At 60.6% G+C, this 21,345-nt stretch carries 19 protein-coding genes and 2 tRNA genes; 20 read left to right on the forward strand and 1 reads right to left on the reverse strand.

Annotated features, from left to right (window positions below; all coding sequences use genetic code 11):
- Window positions 1-167: 167 nt before the first annotated feature.
- The 6 genes from dnaJ to BGP85_RS16860 all read left to right on the forward strand — a co-directional run bounded on the left by dnaJ (window position 168) and on the right by BGP85_RS16860 (window position 7,698).
- On the forward strand, window positions 168-1,286 hold the full coding sequence (dnaJ, locus tag BGP85_RS16835; protein WP_103448900.1) for a molecular chaperone DnaJ: 1,119 nt from the start codon (window positions 168-170) through the stop codon (window positions 1,284-1,286).
- 14 nt (window positions 1,287-1,300) lie between these two features.
- The gene (gene dapB / locus BGP85_RS16840; protein WP_103448901.1) at window positions 1,301-2,104 is read left to right on the forward strand and encodes a 4-hydroxy-tetrahydrodipicolinate reductase; all 804 of its coding nucleotides are present in this window, start codon (window positions 1,301-1,303) and stop codon (window positions 2,102-2,104) included.
- A gap of 223 nt (window positions 2,105-2,327) precedes the next feature.
- Window positions 2,328-3,464: a glutamine-hydrolyzing carbamoyl-phosphate synthase small subunit gene (carA, locus tag BGP85_RS16845; protein ID WP_003249935.1), complete on the forward strand. Its 1,137-nt coding sequence runs from the start codon at window positions 2,328-2,330 to the stop codon at window positions 3,462-3,464.
- Window positions 3,465-3,570: 106 nt separating this feature from the next.
- Window positions 3,571-6,792, forward strand: a complete 3,222-nt coding sequence (gene carB / locus BGP85_RS16850) for a carbamoyl-phosphate synthase large subunit (protein WP_103448902.1) — start codon at window positions 3,571-3,573, stop codon at window positions 6,790-6,792.
- Window positions 6,789-7,271 carry a transcription elongation factor GreA gene (gene greA, locus BGP85_RS16855; protein ID WP_177326679.1) on the forward strand — a complete coding sequence of 161 codons (483 nt, stop codon included), beginning with the start codon at window positions 6,789-6,791 and terminating at the stop codon, window positions 7,269-7,271. The genes carB and greA overlap by 4 nt, the downstream gene beginning before the upstream one ends.
- Entirely contained in the window at window positions 7,249-7,698 is a 450-nt protein-coding gene (locus BGP85_RS16860) for an MFS transporter (protein WP_103448903.1), read from the forward strand. The genes greA and BGP85_RS16860 overlap by 23 nt, the downstream gene beginning before the upstream one ends.
- 12 nt (window positions 7,699-7,710) lie before the next feature.
- On the opposite strand, the gene yhbY is transcribed toward BGP85_RS16860, so the two are convergent.
- Window positions 7,711-8,019, reverse strand: a complete 309-nt coding sequence (gene yhbY, locus BGP85_RS16865) for a ribosome assembly RNA-binding protein YhbY (RefSeq protein ID WP_103448904.1) — start codon at window positions 8,017-8,019, stop codon at window positions 7,711-7,713.
- Window positions 8,020-8,121: 102 nt separating this feature from the next.
- On the opposite strand from yhbY, the gene rlmE reads away from it, so the two are divergent.
- The 14 genes from rlmE (at window position 8,122) to rpsO (ending at window position 21,140) form a co-directional block, all read left to right on the forward strand.
- A complete protein-coding gene (gene rlmE / locus BGP85_RS16870; protein WP_008098904.1) occupies window positions 8,122-8,748 on the forward strand; it encodes a 23S rRNA (uridine(2552)-2'-O)-methyltransferase RlmE in 627 nt (208 codons plus the stop codon).
- A 203-nt stretch (window positions 8,749-8,951) separates the two neighbouring features.
- Window positions 8,952-10,856: an ATP-dependent zinc metalloprotease FtsH gene (gene ftsH / locus BGP85_RS16875; protein WP_103448905.1), complete on the forward strand. Its 1,905-nt coding sequence runs from the start codon at window positions 8,952-8,954 to the stop codon at window positions 10,854-10,856.
- An 8-nt stretch (window positions 10,857-10,864) separates the two neighbouring features.
- On the forward strand, window positions 10,865-11,716 hold the full coding sequence (folP, locus tag BGP85_RS16880; RefSeq protein ID WP_103448906.1) for a dihydropteroate synthase: 852 nt from the start codon (window positions 10,865-10,867) through the stop codon (window positions 11,714-11,716).
- Between the two features lie 16 nt (window positions 11,717-11,732).
- The gene (glmM, locus tag BGP85_RS16885; protein WP_103448907.1) at window positions 11,733-13,073 is read left to right on the forward strand and encodes a phosphoglucosamine mutase; all 1,341 of its coding nucleotides are present in this window, start codon (window positions 11,733-11,735) and stop codon (window positions 13,071-13,073) included.
- Window positions 13,074-13,139: 66 nt separating this feature from the next.
- Entirely contained in the window at window positions 13,140-13,895 is a 756-nt protein-coding gene (gene tpiA / locus BGP85_RS16890; protein ID WP_103448908.1) for a triose-phosphate isomerase, read from the forward strand.
- A 4-nt stretch (window positions 13,896-13,899) separates the two neighbouring features.
- Complete coding sequence (gene secG / locus BGP85_RS16895) at window positions 13,900-14,295, forward strand: preprotein translocase subunit SecG (RefSeq protein ID WP_103448909.1); 396 nt, start codon at window positions 13,900-13,902, stop codon at window positions 14,293-14,295.
- 20 nt (window positions 14,296-14,315) lie between these two features.
- A tRNA-Leu gene (locus BGP85_RS16900) sits at window positions 14,316-14,401 on the forward strand.
- Window positions 14,402-14,501: 100 nt separating this feature from the next.
- A tRNA-Met gene (locus BGP85_RS16905) sits at window positions 14,502-14,578 on the forward strand.
- 132 nt (window positions 14,579-14,710) lie between these two features.
- Window positions 14,711-15,169, forward strand: coding sequence for a ribosome maturation factor RimP (rimP, locus tag BGP85_RS16910; protein ID WP_054885662.1), 459 nt, complete (start codon window positions 14,711-14,713; stop codon window positions 15,167-15,169).
- A gap of 59 nt (window positions 15,170-15,228) precedes the next feature.
- A complete protein-coding gene (gene nusA, locus BGP85_RS16915) occupies window positions 15,229-16,710 on the forward strand; it encodes a transcription termination factor NusA (protein ID WP_103448910.1) in 1,482 nt (493 codons plus the stop codon).
- A gap of 27 nt (window positions 16,711-16,737) precedes the next feature.
- The gene (infB, locus tag BGP85_RS16920; RefSeq protein WP_103448911.1) at window positions 16,738-19,284 is read left to right on the forward strand and encodes a translation initiation factor IF-2; all 2,547 of its coding nucleotides are present in this window, start codon (window positions 16,738-16,740) and stop codon (window positions 19,282-19,284) included.
- 116 nt (window positions 19,285-19,400) lie between these two features.
- Complete coding sequence (gene rbfA / locus BGP85_RS16925; RefSeq protein ID WP_085677211.1) at window positions 19,401-19,799, forward strand: 30S ribosome-binding factor RbfA; 399 nt, start codon at window positions 19,401-19,403, stop codon at window positions 19,797-19,799.
- A 3-nt stretch (window positions 19,800-19,802) separates the two neighbouring features.
- Window positions 19,803-20,720 (forward strand): tRNA pseudouridine(55) synthase TruB, encoded by a 918-nt coding sequence (gene truB, locus BGP85_RS16930; RefSeq protein WP_103448912.1) that lies wholly within the window; start codon window positions 19,803-19,805, stop codon window positions 20,718-20,720.
- A 150-nt stretch (window positions 20,721-20,870) separates the two neighbouring features.
- Window positions 20,871-21,140, forward strand: a complete 270-nt coding sequence (rpsO, locus tag BGP85_RS16935; protein ID WP_103448913.1) for a 30S ribosomal protein S15 — start codon at window positions 20,871-20,873, stop codon at window positions 21,138-21,140.
- Window positions 21,141-21,345: the final 205 nt, after the last annotated feature.

Genomic DNA, 21,345 nt, shown 5'->3' on the forward strand with positions numbered 1-21,345 from the left:
TTGTGCCGGTGAACTGGTAAGGTGTCGCCGCGCGGGGGCTTGCTCCCGCGTTGGCGTATCTGGAATTCGAGATTTTTTACAGCATTTGTCTGGGCCATTCGTGGTGTGCAGGCAAGTGCTGATGGCGCGGCGCAGATGCCGGACGCCCCACAAGGTGCAAATGACCTATGTCCAAGCGTGATTATTATGAGGTCCTGGGTGTCGAGCGCGGCGCCAGCGAAGCTGACCTCAAGAAGGCCTACCGCCGCCTGGCGATGAAATACCACCCGGACCGCAACCCGGGCGATAAAGAGTCGGAAGACAAGTTCAAGGAGGCCAACGAGGCCTACGAAGTACTGTCCGATGCCAGCAAGCGCGCGGCGTTCGACCAGTACGGCCATGCCGGCGTCGACCCGAGCATGGGTGGCGGCGGTGCCGGCTTCGGCGGTGCCAACTTCTCCGACATCTTCGGCGATGTTTTCAGTGACTTCTTCGGTGGCAGTCGCGGTGGCGGACGTGGCGGTGCCCAGCGTGGCAGCGACCTGCGCTACACCCTGGAGCTGAATCTCGAAGAGGCGGTGCGTGGCACCACGGTCAGCATCCGCGTGCCCACGCTGGTCAACTGCAAGCCATGTGACGGTTCTGGCGCCAAGAAGGGTTCGACCCCGTCGACCTGCCCGACCTGCGGCGGTATCGGTCAGGTACGCATGCAGCAGGGCTTCTTCTCGGTGCAGCAGACCTGCCCACGCTGCCACGGCCAGGGCAAGATCATCACCGACCCGTGCACCTCCTGCCATGGCGAAGGCCGTGTCGAGGAATACAAGACCCTGTCGGTCAAGGTGCCGGCTGGTGTCGATACCGGCGATCGCATTCGCCTTTCCGGCGAGGGCGAGGCGGGCACCCATGGTGGTCCGACCGGCGATCTGTATGTTGTGATCAACGTGCGCGAGCACGAGATCTTCCAGCGTGACGGCAAGCACCTGTATTGCGAAGTGCCGATCAGCTACACCGATGCTGCCCTGGGTGGCGAGCTGGAAGTGCCGACCCTCGATGGTCGCGTGAAGCTGAAAATTCCGGAAGGCACCCAGACCGGCAAGCAGTTCCGCTTGCGTGGCAAGGGTGTTGCCCCGGTGCGCGGTGGTGGTGCCGGTGACCTGTTGTGCCGCGTGGCGGTCGAGACCCCGGTCAACCTGACCCGTCGCCAGCGTGAACTGCTCGAAGAGCTGCGCAGCTCGCTGGAAGGCGACAACTCGCCCAAGGCCAACGGCTGGTTCGATGGCGTGAAGCGCTTCTTCGGCGATCTCTGAGAAGGAAAATGGCTATGCGACGTATTGCAGTGATGGGCGCGGCGGGGCGGATGGGCAAGACCCTCATCGAAGCCGTTCAGCAAACCCCTGGTGCGGGGCTGACAGCGGCGATCGATCGTCCGGACAGCTCGCTGGTCGGGGCCGATGCGGGTGAGCTGGCAGCGCTGGGTCGGATCGGCGTACTGCTGTCCGATGACCTGGCCAAGGTTGCCGATGAATTCGACGTGCTGATCGACTTCACTCACCCTTCGGTGACGCTGAAGAACCTGGCGTTCTGCCGCAAGCACGGCAAGGCGATGATCATTGGTACCACTGGTTTCACCGCCGAGGAGAAGCAATTGCTCGCCGAGGCGGGCAAGGACATCCCGATCGTGTTCGCCGCCAACTTCAGTGTCGGTGTCAATCTCAGCCTCAAGCTGCTGGACATGGCTGCGCGGGTATTGGGTGATGATGTCGACATCGAGATCATCGAGGCGCACCACCGTCACAAGGTCGATGCGCCGTCGGGTACCGCGCTGCGCATGGGTGAAGTGGTTGCCAATGCGCTGGGGCGGGATCTGCGGGAAGTGGCGGTGTATGGCCGTGAAGGCCAGACCGGCGCGCGTGATCGCAAGACCATTGGCTTTGCCACCGTGCGTGCCGGCGATGTGGTCGGTGATCACACCGTGCTGTTCGCTGCTGAAGGTGAGCGCCTGGAAATCACCCACAAGGCTTCCAGCCGCATGACCTTCGCCAAGGGCGCGGTGCGTGCTGCACTGTGGCTGGATGGGCGCGAACCGGGCCTGTACGACATGCAGGACGTGCTCGAGCTGCGCTGAGCAGCTCGGGTCGCTGCGCCCTCTGTCGCAATCATGTGTTTTAGAGACACATATGCGGTAGACCGAAAACGCACTTTTCTGTAAGCTACAGCTTTAGTGTGTCCACTAAAAGCGCGCAGCGAATTGAATTCAGCACATAAAAGCGGGGTGACGTGTCCATACGTCACTCCGCTTTTTTGCAACCTGCGATCGCCCTTTCATGCTTGATTTACGGGAGGTCTTCTTGACAAAGCCAGCCATACTCGCCCTTGCCGACGGCAGTATTTTCCGCGGTGAAGCTATCGGAGCCGACGGTCAGACCGTTGGTGAGGTGGTATTCAACACCGCTATGACCGGCTACCAGGAAATCCTTACAGACCCTTCCTACGCGCAGCAAATCGTTACCCTGACCTATCCGCACATTGGCAACACCGGCACCACACCGGAAGACGCCGAGTCGAACCGCGTCTGGTCCGCTGGCCTGGTCATCCGTGACCTGCCGCTGCTGGCCAGCAACTGGCGTAACACCCAGTCGCTGCCTGAGTACCTCAAGGCCAACAACGTCGTCGCCATCGCCGGCATCGACACCCGTCGCCTGACCCGTATTCTGCGCGAAAAAGGCGCTCAAAACGGCTGCATCCTGGCTGGTGACAACATCAGCGAAGAAGCCGCCATCGCTGCTGCCCGCGGCTTCCCTGGCCTGAAGGGCATGGACTTGGCCAAGGTCGTTTCCACCAAGGAACGCTACGAGTGGCGCTCCAGCGTGTGGGAACTGAAAACCGACAGCCACCCGACCATCGACGCTGCCGACCTGCCGTACCACGTGGTCGCTTTCGACTACGGCGTCAAGCTGAACATCCTGCGCATGCTGGTTGCCCGCGGCTGCCGCGTGACCGTGGTGCCTGCCCAGACCCCGGCCAGCGAAGTGCTGGCACTGAATCCGGACGGCGTGTTCCTGTCCAACGGCCCTGGTGATCCGGAGCCATGCGACTACGCGATCCAGGCGATCAAGGAAATCCTCGAAACCGAGATTCCGGTATTCGGCATCTGCCTCGGCCACCAGCTGCTGGCCCTGGCCTCCGGCGCCAAGACCGTGAAGATGGGCCACGGTCACCACGGTGCCAACCACCCGGTCCAGGACCTGGACACCGGCGTGGTCATGATCACCAGTCAGAACCACGGTTTCGCCGTTGACGAAGCCACCTTGCCGGGCAACGTCCGCGCCATTCACAAGTCGCTGTTCGACGGCACCCTGCAGGGTATCGAGCGCACCGACAAGAGCGCGTTCAGCTTCCAGGGCCACCCTGAAGCGAGCCCAGGCCCGACCGACGTCGCGCCACTGTTCGATCGTTTCACCGATGCCATGGCCAAGCGCCGCTGAGCATCCTGCATCAAGGCCCCGGGCCGGCTCGCGCCGCGCCCGGAAGCGCCTGACCCAGATTGTTCAAGACGGCTTGCCGACTGACCCGCGGATTTGAGTGACAACCATGCCAAAACGTACAGACATCAAAAGCATCCTGATTCTCGGCGCTGGCCCGATCGTGATCGGCCAGGCCTGCGAATTCGACTATTCCGGCGCCCAGGCCTGTAAAGCCCTGCGCGAGGAAGGTTTCCGCGTCATCCTGGTGAACTCCAACCCAGCCACCATCATGACCGACCCGGCCATGGCCGATGCCACCTACATCGAGCCGATCAAGTGGCAGTCGGTGGCCAAGATCATCGAGAAAGAGCGCCCGGACGCAGTACTGCCAACCATGGGTGGCCAGACTGCTCTGAACTGCGCCCTGGACCTGGAGCGCCACGGCGTTCTGGAGAAGTTCGGCGTAGAGATGATCGGTGCCAACGCCGACACCATCGACAAGGCCGAAGACCGTTCGCGCTTCGACAAGGCGATGAAGGACATCGGTCTGGAGTGCCCGCGCTCTGGTATCGCCCACAGCATGGAAGAGGCCAATGCGGTCCTCGAGAAGCTTGGCTTCCCGTGCATCATCCGTCCTTCGTTCACCATGGGCGGCACTGGCGGCGGTATCGCCTACAACCGTGAAGAATTCGAAGAAATCTGCACCCGTGGTCTGGACCTGTCGCCGACCAAGGAACTGCTGATCGACGAATCGCTGATCGGCTGGAAGGAATACGAGATGGAGGTGGTCCGTGACAAGAAGGACAACTGCATCATCGTCTGCTCCATCGAGAACTTTGACCCGATGGGCGTGCACACCGGTGACTCGATCACCGTGGCTCCGGCACAGACCCTGACCGACAAGGAATACCAGATCATGCGCAACGCCTCGCTGGCGGTGCTGCGTGAAATCGGTGTCGAAACCGGTGGTTCCAACGTGCAGTTCGGTATCTGCCCGAACACCGGCCGCATGGTCGTGATCGAGATGAACCCGCGCGTTTCGCGTTCGTCCGCCCTGGCGTCCAAGGCCACCGGCTTCCCGATCGCCAAGATCGCCGCCAAGCTGGCCATTGGTTACACCCTCGACGAACTGCAGAACGACATCACCGGCGGTCGTACTCCGGCGTCCTTCGAGCCGTCGATCGACTACGTCGTGACCAAGCTGCCACGCTTCGCCTTCGAGAAATTCCCGAAAGCCGACGCCCGCCTGACCACCCAGATGAAGTCCGTGGGTGAAGTCATGGCCATCGGCCGTACCTTCCAGGAGTCCCTGCAGAAAGCCCTGCGCGGCCTGGAAGTCGGTGCCTGCGGCCTCGACCCGAAAGTCGACCTGGCCAGCCCAGAAGCTGCCAGCATCCTCAAGCGCGAACTGACCGTGCCGGGTGCCGAGCGTATCTGGTACGTTGCCGACGCCATGCGTTCGGGCATGACCTGTGAAGAAATCTTCGCGCTGACCGGCATCGACATGTGGTTCCTGGTGCAGATGGAAGATCTGATCAAGGAAGAAGAGAAGGTCAAGACCCTGGCCCTGTCGTCGATCGACAAAGACTACATGCTGCGCCTCAAGCGCAAGGGCTTCTCGGACCAGCGCCTGGCCAAGCTGCTCGGTATTACCGACAAGAACCTGCGCCGTCACCGCCACAAGCTGGAAGTGTTCCCGGTGTACAAGCGCGTCGACACCTGCGCCGCCGAGTTCGCCACCGACACCGCCTACCTGTACTCGACCTATGAGGAAGAGTGCGAGGCCAACCCGTCGACCCGCGACAAGATCATGATCCTGGGTGGCGGCCCGAACCGTATCGGCCAAGGTATCGAGTTCGACTACTGCTGCGTACACGCCGCACTGGCGCTGCGTGAAGACGGTTACGAGACCATCATGGTCAACTGCAACCCGGAAACCGTCTCCACCGACTACGACACCTCCGACCGCCTGTACTTCGAGCCGCTGACCCTGGAAGACGTGCTGGAAGTCTGCCGCGTCGAGAAGCCGAAGGGCGTCATCGTTCACTACGGCGGCCAGACCCCGCTGAAACTGGCTCGCGCCCTGGAAGAAGCCGGCGTGCCGATCATCGGTACCAGCCCGGACGCTATCGACCGTGCCGAAGACCGTGAGCGCTTCCAGCAGATGGTTCAGCGCCTGAACCTGCTGCAGCCGCCAAACGCTACCGTGCGCAGCGAAGAAGAAGCCATCCGCGCTGCTGGTGGCATCGGTTACCCGCTGGTTGTGCGCCCATCCTACGTACTGGGTGGCCGCGCCATGGAGATTGTCTACGAACTGGACGAGCTCAAGCGCTACCTGCGTGAAGCCGTACAGGTTTCCAACGACAGCCCGGTACTGCTCGACCACTTCCTCAACTGCGCCATCGAGATGGACGTGGATGCGGTATGCGACGGCACCGACGTGGTGATCGGCGCGATCATGCAGCACATCGAACAGGCCGGCGTTCACTCCGGTGACTCCGCATGCTCGCTGCCGCCGTACTCGCTGAGCAAGGAAGTGCAGGACGAAGTCCGCGTACAGGTCAAGAAAATGGCCCTGGAACTGGGCGTTGTCGGCCTGATGAACGTGCAGCTGGCTCTGCAGGGTGACAAGATCTACGTGATCGAAGTCAACCCGCGTGCTTCGCGTACCGTACCGTTCGTGTCCAAGTGCATCGGTACCTCCCTGGCCATGATCGCTGCCCGCGTCATGGCCGGCAAAACCCTGAAAGAACTGGGCTTCACCCAGGAAATCATCCCGAACTTCTACAGCGTCAAGGAAGCCGTCTTCCCGTTCGCCAAGTTCCCAGGGGTTGACCCGATCCTCGGCCCTGAGATGAAATCGACCGGTGAAGTCATGGGTGTCGGTGACAGCTTCGGTGAAGCGTTCGCCAAGGCCCAGATGGGTGCCAGCGAAGTGCTGCCGACCGGCGGTACTGCGTTCATCAGCGTGCGTGACGACGACAAGCCGCAAGTGGCTGGCGTTGCCCGCGACCTGATCGCCCTTGGCTTCGAAGTGGTTGCAACGGCAGGCACTGCCAAGGTCATCGAAGCGGCTGGCCTGAAAGTGCGCCGTGTGAACAAGGTGACCGAAGGTCGTCCGCACGTGGTCGACATGATCAAGAACGACGAAGTGTCGCTGATCATCAACACCACCGAAGGCCGCCAGTCGATCGCCGATTCCTACTCGATTCGTCGCAATGCGCTGCAGCACAAGATCTACTGCACCACTACCATTGCGGCTGGTGAAGCCATCTGCGAGGCGCTGAAATTCGGTCCCGAGAAGACTGTTCGTCGCCTGCAGGATCTGCATGCAGGACTCAAAGCATGAGCATGACCAAGTACCCGATGACCGTCCAGGGCGCTCGCGCCCTGGAAGAGGAGCTGACCTTCCTGAGCAAGACCGAGCGCCCGCGCCTGAGCCAAGCCATTGGCGAAGCGCGTGAGCTCGGCGACCTCAAGGAAAACGCCGAATACCATGCGGCCCGTGAAGAGCAGGGCATGGTCGAAGCGCGTATCCGTGACATCGAAGGCCGTCTGCAGAACTCGGTGGTGATCGACGTCACCACCATCGCCCATACTGGCAAGGTGATTTTCGGCACCACCGTGGTGCTGGCAAACACCGAGACCGATGACGAGGTGACCTACCAGATCGTCGGTGAAGATGAAGCTGACGTGAAACAAGGCAAGCTTTCGAGCAGCGCACCGATCGCCCGTGCCATCATTGGCAAGGAAGAAGGTGACACCGTGGTGGTCAAGACACCAAGCGGTACGGTCGAGTACGAGATTGTCGAAGTCAAACACATCTGACCGGCGCCTGCGGGCGCCATCCCTCGAGGGGATCCTCTGGCAGCTGGCCCAGGTTTTTTGGGTCGGTGGCCTGTGGGTGTTCCATGTGGGGCTGGTGCCGGCGCTGAAAGTCAGTGGCCTGGCACCCTTGCTGGTGCAGGACATCGCCGGGCAGATCGACCGCTGGTTGATCGGCGTGGCGTTGCTTGGCTTGTTGACCCAGCTGGCGGTGCTGGCAAGGGTAGACGGCCTGGCGGCCTGGTGGCGGCAGTTTCGCGGCCAGATGCTGTTGTTGGGCTTTGCGGCCTGTGTGGGGTACTACACCTTGCGCTACGGCATCTCGGTCGGCGAGCGCTGGCAGATGTTCTGTTTTCTCGTGTTGGGCTTCTCCGGCATCGTGCTGGTAGCCCAACCGGTCCCGGTCAGGGCGCGCCAGGCGCGCCACTGAGCGGAGCCACCGTCACTTGTAACGGTGGATATTGGACAGCTGCTTGTTCGGCTGCGGATTCTTGCGATAGATGAGCGCCTTCTTGCCGATGGTCTGTACCAGTTCGGCACGGCCGGCCTTGCACAGTTCGCTAATGACAGCGGCGCGCTCTTCGCGATCTTCCGAGCGAATTTCGACCTTGATCAGTTCGTGATCGACCAGCGCACGCTCCAATTCGGCGATCACGCCTTCGTTCAAACCGTTGCCAGCGACGATCAGGACCGGCTTCAGGTCATGACCAATGGACTTGTATTGCTTCTTCTGCTCGTTATTGAGCGGCATAATCTGACCCTTTCCGTCTGATTCTGTAAAATTGACCGGCATTTTACCCGAGGGCCACCGGCTCCGCCCAGTCAATCACGACGCATATCATCGAGGTGCCCCGTGGTACAACGTTCCAAAAGCAGCGCAAACTGGCTGCGAGAGCATTTCAACGATCCTTTTGTGAAACAGGCACAGAAGGATGGCTACCGCTCGCGTGCGAGCTACAAACTCCTTGAGATCCAGGAAAAGGACCGCCTGATCCGCCCCGGCATGAGCGTGATCGACCTCGGCGCGGCCCCTGGAGGCTGGTCGCAGGTGACCAGTCGTCTGATTGGTGGCCAGGGTCGTCTGATCGCTTCCGATATCCTGGAGATGGACTCGATCCCGGATGTGACCTTCATTCAGGGTGACTTCACCGATGACGCAGTGCTCCAGCAGATTCTGGAGGCGGTCGGCGATTCGCATGTAGACCTTGTGATTTCCGACATGGCCCCCAATATGAGTGGTACGCCCGAAGTGGACATGCCGCGCGCCATGTTCCTCTGCGAGCTGGCGCTGGATCTGGCAACCCGCGTACTGAAGCCCGGCGGTGATTTCCTGATCAAGATTTTCCAGGGCGAAGGCTTCGACATGTACCTGAAGGACGTGCGCACCAAGTTCGACAAGGTGCAAATGCGCAAGCCGTCCTCTTCGAGGGACCGCTCTCGTGAGCAGTACCTGTTGGGCAAAGGTTTCAAAGGCGTATGAAAGGCGTGAAGCGCTGCGGCCGATAGTTATTTCCAATCGGCCGCAGCGTCTGGATCGTCCGAACTTCGTGTAGTCTAGCTTTCACAAAGGGTTACAGACGGTGCCTGCGGATGCGTAGGTAATGTAGTAAGTTAGGGCGATGAATATCATGCGAGGCACGGCTGCGTCGTGCGCCGGCCTCAGAGGGTAGCGAATTGAACGACATGGCAAAGAATCTGATCCTGTGGTTGATCATCGCAGCTGTCCTGGTGACAGTGATGAACAACTTCTCCAGCCCTAACGAGCCGCAGACCCTCAACTATTCCGACTTCATCCAGCAGGTCAAGGATGGCAAGGTCGAGCGTGTGACCGTCGACGGCTACATCATTACCGGCAAGCGCGCCGACGGTGACAACTTCAAGACTGTGCGCCCGGCCATCACCGACAATGGCCTGATCGGCGACTTGGTCGACAACCACGTGGTCGTAGAAGGCAAGCAACCTGAGCAGCAGAGCATCTGGACTCAACTGCTGGTGGCGAGCTTCCCGATCCTGGTGATCATTGCCGTGTTCATGTTCTTCATGCGCCAGATGCAAGGTGGCGCGGGTGGCAAGGGCGGGCCGATGAGCTTCGGCAAGAGCAAGGCGCGCCTGCTGTCCGAAGATCAGGTCAAGACTACCCTGGCTGACGTCGCGGGTTGCGACGAGGCCAAGGAAGAGGTTGGCGAGCTGGTCGAATTCCTGCGCGATCCGGGCAAGTTCCAGCGCCTGGGTGGCCGCATTCCGCGCGGTGTGCTGATGGTCGGCCCACCCGGTACCGGTAAGACCTTGCTGGCCAAGGCCATTGCCGGTGAAGCCAAGGTGCCGTTCTTCACCATTTCCGGTTCCGACTTTGTCGAGATGTTTGTCGGTGTTGGTGCCAGCCGTGTTCGTGACATGTTCGAACAGGCCAAGAAGCACGCGCCTTGCATCATCTTCATCGACGAGATCGACGCCGTTGGTCGCCACCGTGGCGCCGGCATGGGCGGTGGCCACGACGAGCGCGAGCAGACTCTCAACCAGTTGCTGGTGGAAATGGACGGCTTCGAAATGAACGATGGCATCATCGTCATTGCCGCCACCAACCGTCCGGACGTGCTCGACCCGGCGCTGCTGCGCCCAGGTCGTTTCGACCGTCAGGTCGTGGTTGGGCTGCCGGATATCCGGGGCCGTGAGCAGATCCTCAAAGTGCACATGCGCAAGGTGCCTATCGGCGAAAACGTCAACCCGGCGGTCATTGCTCGTGGTACTCCAGGCTTCTCCGGTGCCGACCTGGCCAACCTGGTCAACGAGGCTTCGCTGTTCGCTGCCCGCTCCAACAAGCGCCTGGTCGAAATGAAAGAGTTCGAACTGGCCAAGGACAAGATCATGATGGGCGCCGAGCGCAAGACCATGGTCATGTCCGAGAAGGAAAAGAAGAACACCGCTTATCACGAGGCTGGGCACGCGATTGTTGGCCGCCTGGTGCCGGAGCACGATCCGGTCTACAAGGTTTCGATCATTCCGCGTGGTCGCGCCTTGGGTGTCACCATGTTCCTGCCGGAAGAAGACCGTTACAGCCTGTCCAAGCGTGCGCTGATCAGCCAGATCTGCTCGCTCTATGGCGGCCGTATCGCCGAGGAAATGACCTTGGGCTTCGATGGCGTCACCACCGGTGCTTCCAACGACATCATGCGAGCAAGCCAGATCGCTCGCAACATGGTGACCAAGTGGGGCCTCTCCGAGAAGCTCGGTCCGCTGATGTACGCGGAAGAGGAGGGTGAGGTGTTCCTCGGTCGTAGCGCTGGTAGCCAGCACGCCAGCGTATCCGGCGAGACTGCCAAGTTGATCGACTCCGAGGTGCGCAGCATCATCGACCAGTGCTATGCCACTGCCAAGCAGCTGCTGATCGACAACCGCGACAAGCTTGAGGCAATGACCGAAGCTTTGATGAAGTACGAGACCATCGATGCCGATCAGATCGACGACATCATGGCTGGTCGTACTCCGCGTGAGCCCCGTGATTGGGATGACGACAAGGATTCGGGCACGCCGACTGCCCAGAATGATCGCCCGGAATCGCCGATTGGCGGCCCGGCAGCTCAACACTAAGGGCATCTATGAGCTCAGTGCAGTACCCGACCCGGTTGCCTTGCGGCAACCGGGTTCTTGATCTTTCCCGTACCCATGTCATGGGTATTCTCAATATCACTCCCGATTCCTTCTCTGATGGTGGGCGTTTCAGTCAGCGCGACGAGGCGTTGCGCCATGCCGAGGCGATGATCGCGGCAGGCGCCACGCTGATCGACATCGGTGGCGAGTCGACCCGCCCCGGCGCGCGTGCGGTTTCGGTCACCGAAGAGATAGAGCGCGTGGCGCCGATGGTCGAGGCCATCAACAGTCGCTTCGACGTGGTCATTTCGGTCGATACCTCAACGCCTGCGGTCATTCGCGAGTCGGCTCGGCTGGGCGCTGGCCTGATCAACGACGTGCGTGCCCTGGAACGCGACGGTGCCCTGGATGCGGCAGCCGACACCGGCTTGCCGGTCTGCCTGATGCATATGCGCGGCGAGCCCGGGAACATGCAGGACGACCCGCATTACGAAGATGTGACCGTCGACGTTACGCGCTATCTTGAACAACGGATGGCCGCCTGCTCAGCGGCAGGCATCCCCGCCGAACGAATCATTCTTGATCCGGGCTTCGGCTTCGCCAAGACACTGGCGCACAACCTCAGCCTGTTCAAGCATATGGAAGCGCTCTATCGCCTTGGGCGCCCGCTGCTGGTGGGCGTTTCGCGCAAGAGCATGATCGGTCTGACGCTGGATCGTCCGGTCGGTGAGCGACTGTACGGCAGCCTCGCGCTGGCGGCTTTGGCCATGACCAAGGGGGCCAGCATCCTGCGTGTCCATGATGTGGCCGAGACCGTCGATGTGGTGCGCATGATTGCCGCGGTGCAGAACGCCGAATAAGAACATTGGAGTCCCTATGAGCAGAAAATACTTTGGTACCGACGGCATCCGTGGCCGCGTCGGCGAATACCCGATCACGCCGGACTTCATGCTGAAGCTTGGCTGGGCGGCTGGCATGGCCTTCCGCAAGCAAGGCAATTGCCGTGTGCTGGTGGGCAAGGACACGCGTATTTCCGGTTATATGTTCGAGTCTGCGCTCGAAGCCGGTTTGTCTGCAGCGGGTGCCGACGTGATGCTGCTCGGGCCGATGCCGACACCGGCCATCGCCTACCTGACCCGCACCTTCCATGCTGAAGCGGGCATCGTCATCAGTGCCTCGCACAACCCGCATGACGACAACGGCATTAAGTTCTTCTCCGGGCAGGGCACCAAGCTGCCCGACGAAGTCGAACTGATGATCGAAGAGTTGCTCGATCAGCCGATGACCGTGGTCGAGTCGAGCAAGCTGGGCAAGGTTTCCCGTATCAACGATGCAGCTGGTCGCTATATCGAGTTCTGCAAGAGCAGCGTACCGACCAGCACCAGCTTCGAAGGCCTCAAGCTGGTGATCGATTGCGCCCACGGTGCTACCTACAAGGTCGCCCCGAGCGTGTTCCGTGAGCTGGGTGCCGATGTCACCGTACTGCATGCGCAGCCTGATGGCCTGAACATCAACGAAGGGTGCGGTTCCACTCACATCGAGTCGCTGCAGGCCGCTGTACTGGTGGGGCATGCCGATCTGGGTATCGCCTTCGATGGCGATGGTGACCGGGTATTGATGGTCGACCACACCGGGGCCATCGTCGATGGCGATGAGCTGCTGTTCATCATCGCGCGAGACCTTCAGGAGCGTGGCAAGCTGCAAGGGGGCGTTGTCGGCACGCTGATGAGCAACCTGGGCCTGGAACTTGCGCTCAAGGAGCTGGACATTCCGTTCGTGCGGGCCAAGGTCGGCGATCGCTACGTGATGGCAGAACTGCTTGAGCGCGATTGGCTGCTCGGGGGCGAGAATTCCGGGCACGTAGTGTGCTGTAACCACACCACTACCGGTGATGCGATTATCGCTGCCCTGCAGGTGCTGATGGCGCTCAAGCGCCGTGACGAAACCCTGGCGCATGCGCGTCAGGCCCTGCGCAAATGCCCGCAGGTCCTGATCAACGTGCGTTTTGGCGCGAGCAAGGTCGACCCGCTGGAACATCCTGCCGTCAAGGAAGCCAGTGCCAAGGCCACCGAGGCCATGGCCGGGCGTGGGCGTGTGCTGCTGCGCAAGTCCGGAACCGAGCCTTTGGTGCGAGTAATGGTCGAAGGTGACGACGAAAACCAGGTACGTGGCCACGCCGAAGCCCTGGCCAAGCTGGTCGCAGAAGTTTGTGCCTGAAAGAGGCTTGCCAGCGCAGATCGGGTTGGGTAAGATCTGCGCCCACTTTGACCGACGAGGTAAAGCATGCGTCGCCCTATGGTAGCTGGTAACTGGAAGATGCACGGTACCCGCGCCAGCGTCGCTGAGCTGATCCTGGGCCTGGGCAATATGCCGGTGCCACCTGGTGTCGAAGTCGCGGTGTTCCCGCCGGCGCTGTTCATCAATCAAGTGATTGATGGGCTGCAGGGCAAGGGAATCACTGTCGGAGCACAGAATTCTGCAGTAAAGCCCGAACAGGGCGCGCTGACCGGTGAAGTTGCACCGAGTCAGTTGGTTGAAGCGGGTTGCAAGTTGGTCTTGATTGGCCACTCCGAGCGTCGCCAGATCATCGGCGAAAGTGAAGAAGTGCTGAAAGAGAAGTTTGCAGCCGCTCAACTTAGTGGTTTAATGCCGGTGCTCTGCGTAGGGGAAACTCTTGAAGAGCGTGAGGCAGGCAAGACCCTTGAAGTTGTCGGGGGTCAATTAAGCAGTATCATCGACGCGTTCGGTGTTAAGGCTTTCGCCAATGCAGTAATCGCCTATGAGCCGGTTTGGGCCATTGGCACAGGTTTGACGGCTTCGCCTCAGCAAGCTCAGGATGTGCATGCAGCCATCCGTGCTCAGTTGGCGGCCGAAGACGCCGAAGTTGCCGCAAACGTGCAGCTTCTCTACGGCGGCAGCGTGAAGGCGGCCAATGCGGCCGAACTGTTCGGCATGCCGGATATCGATGGGGGGCTCATTGGTGGAGCGTCCCTGAACGCAGACGAATTCGGTGCAATTTGTCGCGCCGCAGGAAACTGAACAAATGCTGGAAACAGTTATCGTTGTTTTTCATCTGTTGGCAGCGCTGTCGCTTGTAGTGCTGGTTCTGTTGCAACAGGGTAAAGGTGCGGAAGCAGGTGCATCTTTCGGCGCAGGTGCCTCAAATACTGTGTTCGGAAGCCAAGGTTCCGCTACGTTCCTGAGTAAATTGACTGCAATACTCGCTGCCACTTTCTTTTTGACAGCACTTGGGTTAGGATACTTCGCGAAGCAACAAGCTCACCAGCTTAGCCAAGCAGGTCTTCCAGATCCAGCGGTGCTAGAAGTGAAAGAGCCGCAGAAACCGGCAGTTAATGATGATGTACCGGTGCTCCAGGAGCAGAAGAGCGACAACGCCCCTAAAGGTGATGTTCCTCCTCCAGCCGAAGAGCAGAAGTAACGGGTTTCAAATGTAGTATTGCCGAGGTGGTGGAATTGGTAGACACGCAACCTTGAGGTGGTTGTGCCCATAGGGTGTAGGGGTTCGAGTCCCCTTCTCGGTACCAATTGAAGCTTGAGAGCCCGCTTTAGCGGGCTTTCTTGCAGGTGAAGGTTTGGGTTTGACCCATAAGCAGGTTAAGTCTTATACTTTCGCCCCAGCTTTGTCGCGGGGTGGAGCAGCTTGGTAGCTCGTCGGGCTCATAACCCGAAGGTCGTTGGTTCAAATCCAGCCCCCGCAACCAGCTTCAGCGGAGCCCCTTTTCAGGGGCTTTTTGCTAGCCGAACAAAATTTACGGCGTCGTTGTCCTACGGCGCTTTCAGGGATGGGCGCTTCGCCCATTTTTTATTTGCACAGCATGCACGAGGGGGTTCAGGTGTCGAGCAAGCTAGAACAGTTGCAGGCCTTGTTGGCCCCGGTGGTCGAGGGTCTGGGCTATCAGTGCTGGGGGATCGAATTCGTATCCCAGGGTAAGCATTCGGTACTGCGCATCTATATCGACAAGGAAGACGGCATCCTGGTGGACGACTGCGAAGCGGTCAGCCGTCAGGCCAGCGCGATCCTCGATGTGGAAGATCCGATCAGCAGCGAATATACCCTTGAGGTCTCCTCTCCAGGCATGGATCGCCCACTGTTCACTCTGGAACAGTTTGCCTCGCATGCCGGCGAACAAGTGAAGATCAAGCTGCGTTCACCCTTTGAGGGTCGTCGTAACTTCCAGGGCCTTCTCCGCGGTGTGGAGGATCAGGACGTGGTGGTCCAAGTGGACAACCAAGAGTTCCTGCTGCCGATCGACTCGATCGACAAGGCCAATATTATTCCCAGTTTTGACTGAGACGTGCCGGGCCCGGCGGACTATCCGGGCCCAATGGCTTGCGCAAGGCGAGGCGTACGATGAGCAAAGAAGTACTGCTGGTTGTTGAATCGGTATCCAACGAAAAAGGTGTACCGCCCGGCGTCATTTTCGAAGCGCTGGAAGTGGCCCTGGCTACTGCAACCAAAAAACGTTTTGAGGACGAAGTCGACCTGCGTGTGGAAATCAACCGCCACACCGGTAGCTACGAGACTTTCCGTCGCTGGACCGTGGTCGACGAGAACGACCTGGACGACCCGGCGATCGAAACCTGGCTGGACAAGATCAAGGACACTCACCCGGAAGCTAAAGTCGGTGACGTGATCGAAGAAAAGATCGAGTCCATCGAATTCGGCCGTATCGCCGCGCAGACCGCCAAGCAGGTCATCGTGCAGAAGGTCCGTGAAGCCGAGCGCGCCCAGGTGGTCGACGCCTACCGCGAGCGGGTCAACGAGATCATCTCCGGCACCGTCAAGAAGGTCACCCGCGACAACGTCATCGTTGACCTGGGTAACAACGCCGAGGCCCTGCTGGCCCGCGAAGACATCATTCCACGTGAGACTTTCCGTGTTGGCGTGCGCCTGCGTGCGCTGCTCAAGGAAATCCGCACCGAGAACCGCGGTCCTCAGCTGATCCTGTCGCGCACCGCGCCGCAGATGCTGATCGAGCTGTTCCGCATCGAAGTGCCGGAAATCGCCGAAGGCCTCATCGAAGTCATGGCTGCTTCCCGTGATCCGGGATCGCGTGCCAAGATCGCCGTCCGCTCCAAGGACAAGCGCATCGACCCGCAAGGTGCCTGCATCGGCATGCGCGGTTCGCGCGTCCAGGCCGTATCCGGCGAGCTGGGTGGTGAGCGTGTGGATATCGTCCTGTGGGACGAGAACCCGGCGCAATTTGTCATCAACGCCATGTCGCCGGCTGAAGTCGCGGCGATCATCGTTGATGAAGATGCCCATGCAATGGACATCGCCGTTGCCGAAGACAACCTGGCGCAAGCCATTGGCCGTGGTGGTCAGAACGTTCGCCTGGCCAGTCAGTTGACCGGCTGGACCCTGAACGTGATGACCGAGAAGGACATCCAGGCCAAGCAACAGGCTGAAACCGGCGACATCCTGCGCAATTTCATCGAAGAGCTGGAAGTCGACGAGGAGCTGGCCCAAGTGCTGGTCGACGAAGGCTTCACCAGCCTCGAAGAAATTGCCTACGTACCGTTGGAAGAAATGCTCAACATCGATGGCTTTGACGAAGATATCGTCAATGAGCTCCGCGCTCGAGCCAAGGACCGTTTGTTGACCAAGGCCATCGCTACCGAAGAAAAACTGGCAGACGCCCACCCGGCCGAAGACCTGCTCTCCCTTGAGGGCATGGACAAGGACCTGGCGGCTGAACTGGCGGTGCGCGGCGTGGTTAACCGCGAAGACCTGGCCGAGCAGTCGATTGACGACCTGCTCGACATCGACGGCATCGACGAAGAGCGTGCCGGCAAGTTGATCATGGCCGCCCGAGCCCACTGGTTCGAGTAATTAGGCGCGGCCTGAGGAGAGAAGTGCATGACGCAAGTCACGGTGAAAGAACTGGCCCAAGAGGTCGAGGCACCGGTAGAGCGCCTGCTGCAGCAGATGCGTGAGGCAGGTCTGCCGCACACCGACGCCGGTCAGGTAGTGACCGACAATGAGAAGCAGACTCTGCTGACCCATTTGAAGAGCAGCCACAAGAGCAAGGCGGAAGAGCCGCGCAAGATTACCTTGCAGCGCAAGACCACCAGCACCCTGCGTGTCGCCGGTAGCAAGAGCATCAGCGTAGAAGTACGCAAGAAGAAAGTTTTCGTTCAGCGCAGCCCGGAAGAAGTCCAGGCTGAGCAGAAGCGTGAGCTGGATGAGCGCCGCGCGGCTGAAAATGCCGCCCGCAACAAGGTCGAGGCCGAAGTTCGCCAGCGCAACGAAGAGCAGGCTCGCCGTCAGGCGGCCGACGCCGTTGCCGCTGCGCCAGCCCCGGCACCTGCTGCCAAGGCCGAGCCAGCGCCTGCCGCCGCTCCGGCCCCGGTAGTCGCCGACGTACCAGCGTCCGAAGACGCCGCAGCCCGTGCTGCCGAGCGCAAGAAGGACGAAGCCCGTCGCAACGAAGGCCGCACCCGTGACGAAGACCGTCGTGGTGGCGAGCGTCGTGGCGAAGCGCCGCGCGTGTCGATCAAGGTCAAGGTCAAGGAGAAGGAAAAGGCCCCGACGCCTCGTGCCGCTCCGCGTACCACTGACGAAGAGAGCGATGGCGCTCGTCGTGGCCGTGGTGGCAAGAGCAAGCTGAAGAAGCGTAACCAGCACGGCTTCCAGAACCCGACTGGCCCTGTCATTCGTGACGTGACCATCGGCGAGACCATCACCGTCTCGGAACTTGCCAACCAGATGTCCGTCAAGGGCGCCGAAGTGGTCAAGTTCATGTTCAAGATGGGTACCCCGGTTACCATCAACCAGGTGCTCGACCAGGAAACCGCTCAGCTGATCGCAGAAGAGTTGGGCCACAAGGTCACGCTGGTCAGCGATACCGCCCTGGAAGATTCCCTGGCCGAATCGCTGAAGTTCGAAGGTCAGACCGAGTCGCGTGCGCCGGTCGTTACCGTCATGGGTCACGTTGACCATGGTAAGACTTCGCTGCTCGACTACATCCGTCGTGCCAAGGTTGCTGCTGGCGAAGCTGGCGGTATTACCCAGCACATCGGTGCCTACCACGTGGAAACCGACCGCGGCATGGTCACCTTCCTCGATACCCCAGGCCACGCTGCGTTCACTCAGATGCGTGCTCGTGGTGCCAAGGCGACCGACATCGTCATCCTGGTGGTGGCGGCGGACGACGGCGTGATGCCGCAGACCCGCGAAGCCGTTCAGCATGCCAAGGCAGCTGGCGTTCCGCTGGTGGTTGCAGTGAACAAGATCGACAAGCCGGGTGCCGACCTCGATCGCATCCGCAACGAACTGGCCGTCGAAGGCGTGACCTCCGAGGACTGGGGTGGTGATACTCCATTCGTCAAGGTTTCGGCGAAGATGGGTACCGGCGTCGACGAACTGCTTGAAGCCGTCCTGCTGCAGGCCGAGATCCTCGAGCTGACCGCCACCCCGACCGCTCCAGGTCGTGGCGTCGTGGTCGAATCGCGCCTGGACAAGGGCCGTGGCCCGGTGGCGACCATCCTGGTTCAGGACGGTACCCTGCGTCAGGGCGACATGGTCCTGTGCGGTTCCAACTATGGCCGCGTGCGTGCCATGCTCGACGAGAATGGCAAGCCTGTGAAGGAAGCCGGCCCGTCGATCCCGGTCGAGATCCTTGGCCTGGACGGTACCCCGGAAGCCGGTGACGAGCTGTCCGTGGTTGCCGACGAGAAGAAGGCCCGCGAAGTTGCCCTGTTCCGTCAAGGCAAGTACCGCGAGGTCAAGCTGGCCCGTGCTCACGCTGGCAAGCTGGAAAACATCTTCGAGACCATGGGTCAGGAAGAGAAGAAGACCCTCAACATCGTCCTCAAGACCGACGTGCGTGGTTCCCTGGAAGCACTGCAGGGCTCGCTGGGCGGTCTGGGCAACGACGAAGTTCAGGTTCGCGTGATCGGTGGCGGCGTCGGTGGTATCACCGAAAGCGACGCCAACCTGGCGCTGGCTTCGAATGCAGTACTGTTCGGCTTCAACGTGCGTGCCGATGCCGGCGCGCGCAAGATCGTCGAGCAGGAAGGTCTGGATATGCGTTACTACAACGTGATCTACGACATCATCGAAGACGTCAAGAAAGCCCTGACCGGCATGCTCGGCAGCGATGTTCGCGAGAACATCCTGGGCGTTGCAGAAGTGCGTGACGTGTTCCGTTCGCCGAAGTTCGGCGCCATCGCTGGCTGTATGGTCATCGAAGGTACCGTTTACCGCAACCGTCCGATCCGCGTACTGCGCGATGACGTTGTGATCTTCGAAGGCGAGCTGGAATCGCTGCGTCGCTTCAAGGACGACGCTTCCGAAGTGCGTTCGGGCATGGAGTGCGGTATTGGCGTCAAGAGCTACAACGACGTCAAGGTCGGCGACAAGATCGAAGTCTTCGAGAAAGTCCAGGTTGCTCGTACCCTTTAAGGGTGAGCAGGGCGCCAGCCCCCGCCGCAGGGCGGTGGGCAGCGCCTCAGTAGGTAGCGCCCGGTCAGGCTTCAGCCTCACCGGGCGTTTGCCGCTTTAAGTTACAGGTAGCAAGAATGGCCAAAGAATACAGCCGTACCCAACGTATCGGTGATCAGATGCAGCGCGAGCTGGCCGAGCTGATCCGCCGTGAAGTCAAGGACCCACGCGTCGGTCTGGTGACCATCACCGCTGTGGATGTCAGCCGCGACCTGGGCCACGCCAAGGTCTTCATCACCGTCATGGGCGAAGAAACGCCAGACGCCGTGCAGCAGTCGCTCAAGGCCCTGAACAGCGCCGCAAGCTTCCTGCGCCTGCATCTGGGCCGCTCGATGCAGCTGCGCAGCGTGCCGCAGTTGCACTTCCACTTCGATGAAAGTGTCAGCCGCGGTGTCCACCTGTCGGCGCTGATCGAACGTGCAGTGGCCGAAGACCGCCTGCACAAGGATGCCGACGAGCCGGACGCCAAGGAGTAAGCGGTGGCCCAGGTCAAACGTATCCGCCGCAACGTCAGCGGCATCATCCTGCTCGACAAGCCGCTGGGCTTTACCTCCAACGCTGCGCTGCAGAAGGTGCGCTGGCTGCTCAATGCCGAGAAGGCTGGCCATACCGGCAGCCTCGACCCGTTGGCGACCGGCGTGCTGCCGCTGTGCTTCGGTGAGGCGACCAAGTTTTCGCAGTACTTGCTCGATTCCGACAAGGGCTACGAAACGGTCATGCAGATGGGGCAGACTACCAGTACCGCGGACGCTGAAGGCGAAGTCCTGCAGAACCGTGAGGTAACCGTTGGTCGCGCCGATATCGAAGCGGTGATCCCGCGTTTTCGCGGTGAAATCCTTCAAGTACCGCCGATGTACTCGGCGCTCAAGCGCGACGGCCAGCCGCTATACAAACTGGCGCGTGCAGGAGAGGTAGTGGAGCGCGAGGCGCGTTCTGTTACTATTGGCCGCTTGGAGTTGCTCGAGTGCGAAGGCACCCGTGCGCGGTTGTCGGTTGGCTGCAGCAAAGGCACCTATATCCGTACCCTGGTGGAGGATATCGGCGAGGCCCTGGGCTGTGGCGCCTATGTCGCCGAGTTGCGCCGGACCCAGGCCGGGCCTTTCGCTCTGGCCCAGACGGTAACCCTCGAGGAACTCGAGCAGGCCCATGCCGAAGGTGGCAACGAAGCGCTCGATCGCTTCCTGATGCCGTCCGACAGCGGGCTGCAGGACTGGCCACTGGTGTGCCTCTCCGAGCACAGCGCTTTCTACTGGCTGCATGGCCAGGCAGTGCGTGCGCCGGATGCACCACAGTTTGGCATGGTCCGCGTACAGGATCACAATGGCCGCTTCATCGGTATCGGTGAAGTGAGCGAAGACGGGCGCATTGCGCCGCGTCGACTGATTCGGTCGGAATGACCGAAACCATCGGCCGAGGCTTTGGCTGAAACCGGTGGACCGAGGGTGGCTGTCAATAGGCACGGTCACAGCTCATTTTATTAATACAGGGTGTTGTCCCTGGCCTATTGGGCCCCGTTTGCGGGATCCGTTTAAGTTTGGAGAAGCCTCATGGCCCTCAGCGTTGAAGAAAAAGCTCAGATCGTTGCCGAATACCAGCAAGCCGCCGGCGATACCGGTAGCCCGGAAGTGCAGGTTGCTCTGCTGACCGCCAACATCAACAAGCTGCAAGGCCACTTCAAGGCCAACGGTAAAGACCACCACTCCCGTCGTGGTCTGATCCGTATGGTTAACCAGCGTCGTAAGCTGCTGGACTACCTGAAGGGCAAAGACACCACTCGTTACAGCGCCCTGATCGGTCGCCTGGGCCTGCGTCGCTAATAGCGGCCTGGTCAGTGGTGTGCATGGCGTGTCGCAGGCTTCGGCTATGCTGCTTTGCAGCATCGCTGTCGGACACGCCACGCGTATCTCCGAGGTTGGCAGCCTGGTTTTGCTGAGCGGTTCACCGCGCAGCAGCCAGGCTCCCAACCTCGTGTTGTATCTGGACGGTCAATGGGGCCGATTCCCCGTTCTGCCCAAGAATTCG

Origin of the sequence: Pseudomonas putida (assembly GCF_002906855.1) — a bacterium.
GTDB classification, from domain to species: domain Bacteria; phylum Pseudomonadota; class Gammaproteobacteria; order Pseudomonadales; family Pseudomonadaceae; genus Aquipseudomonas; species Aquipseudomonas putida_N.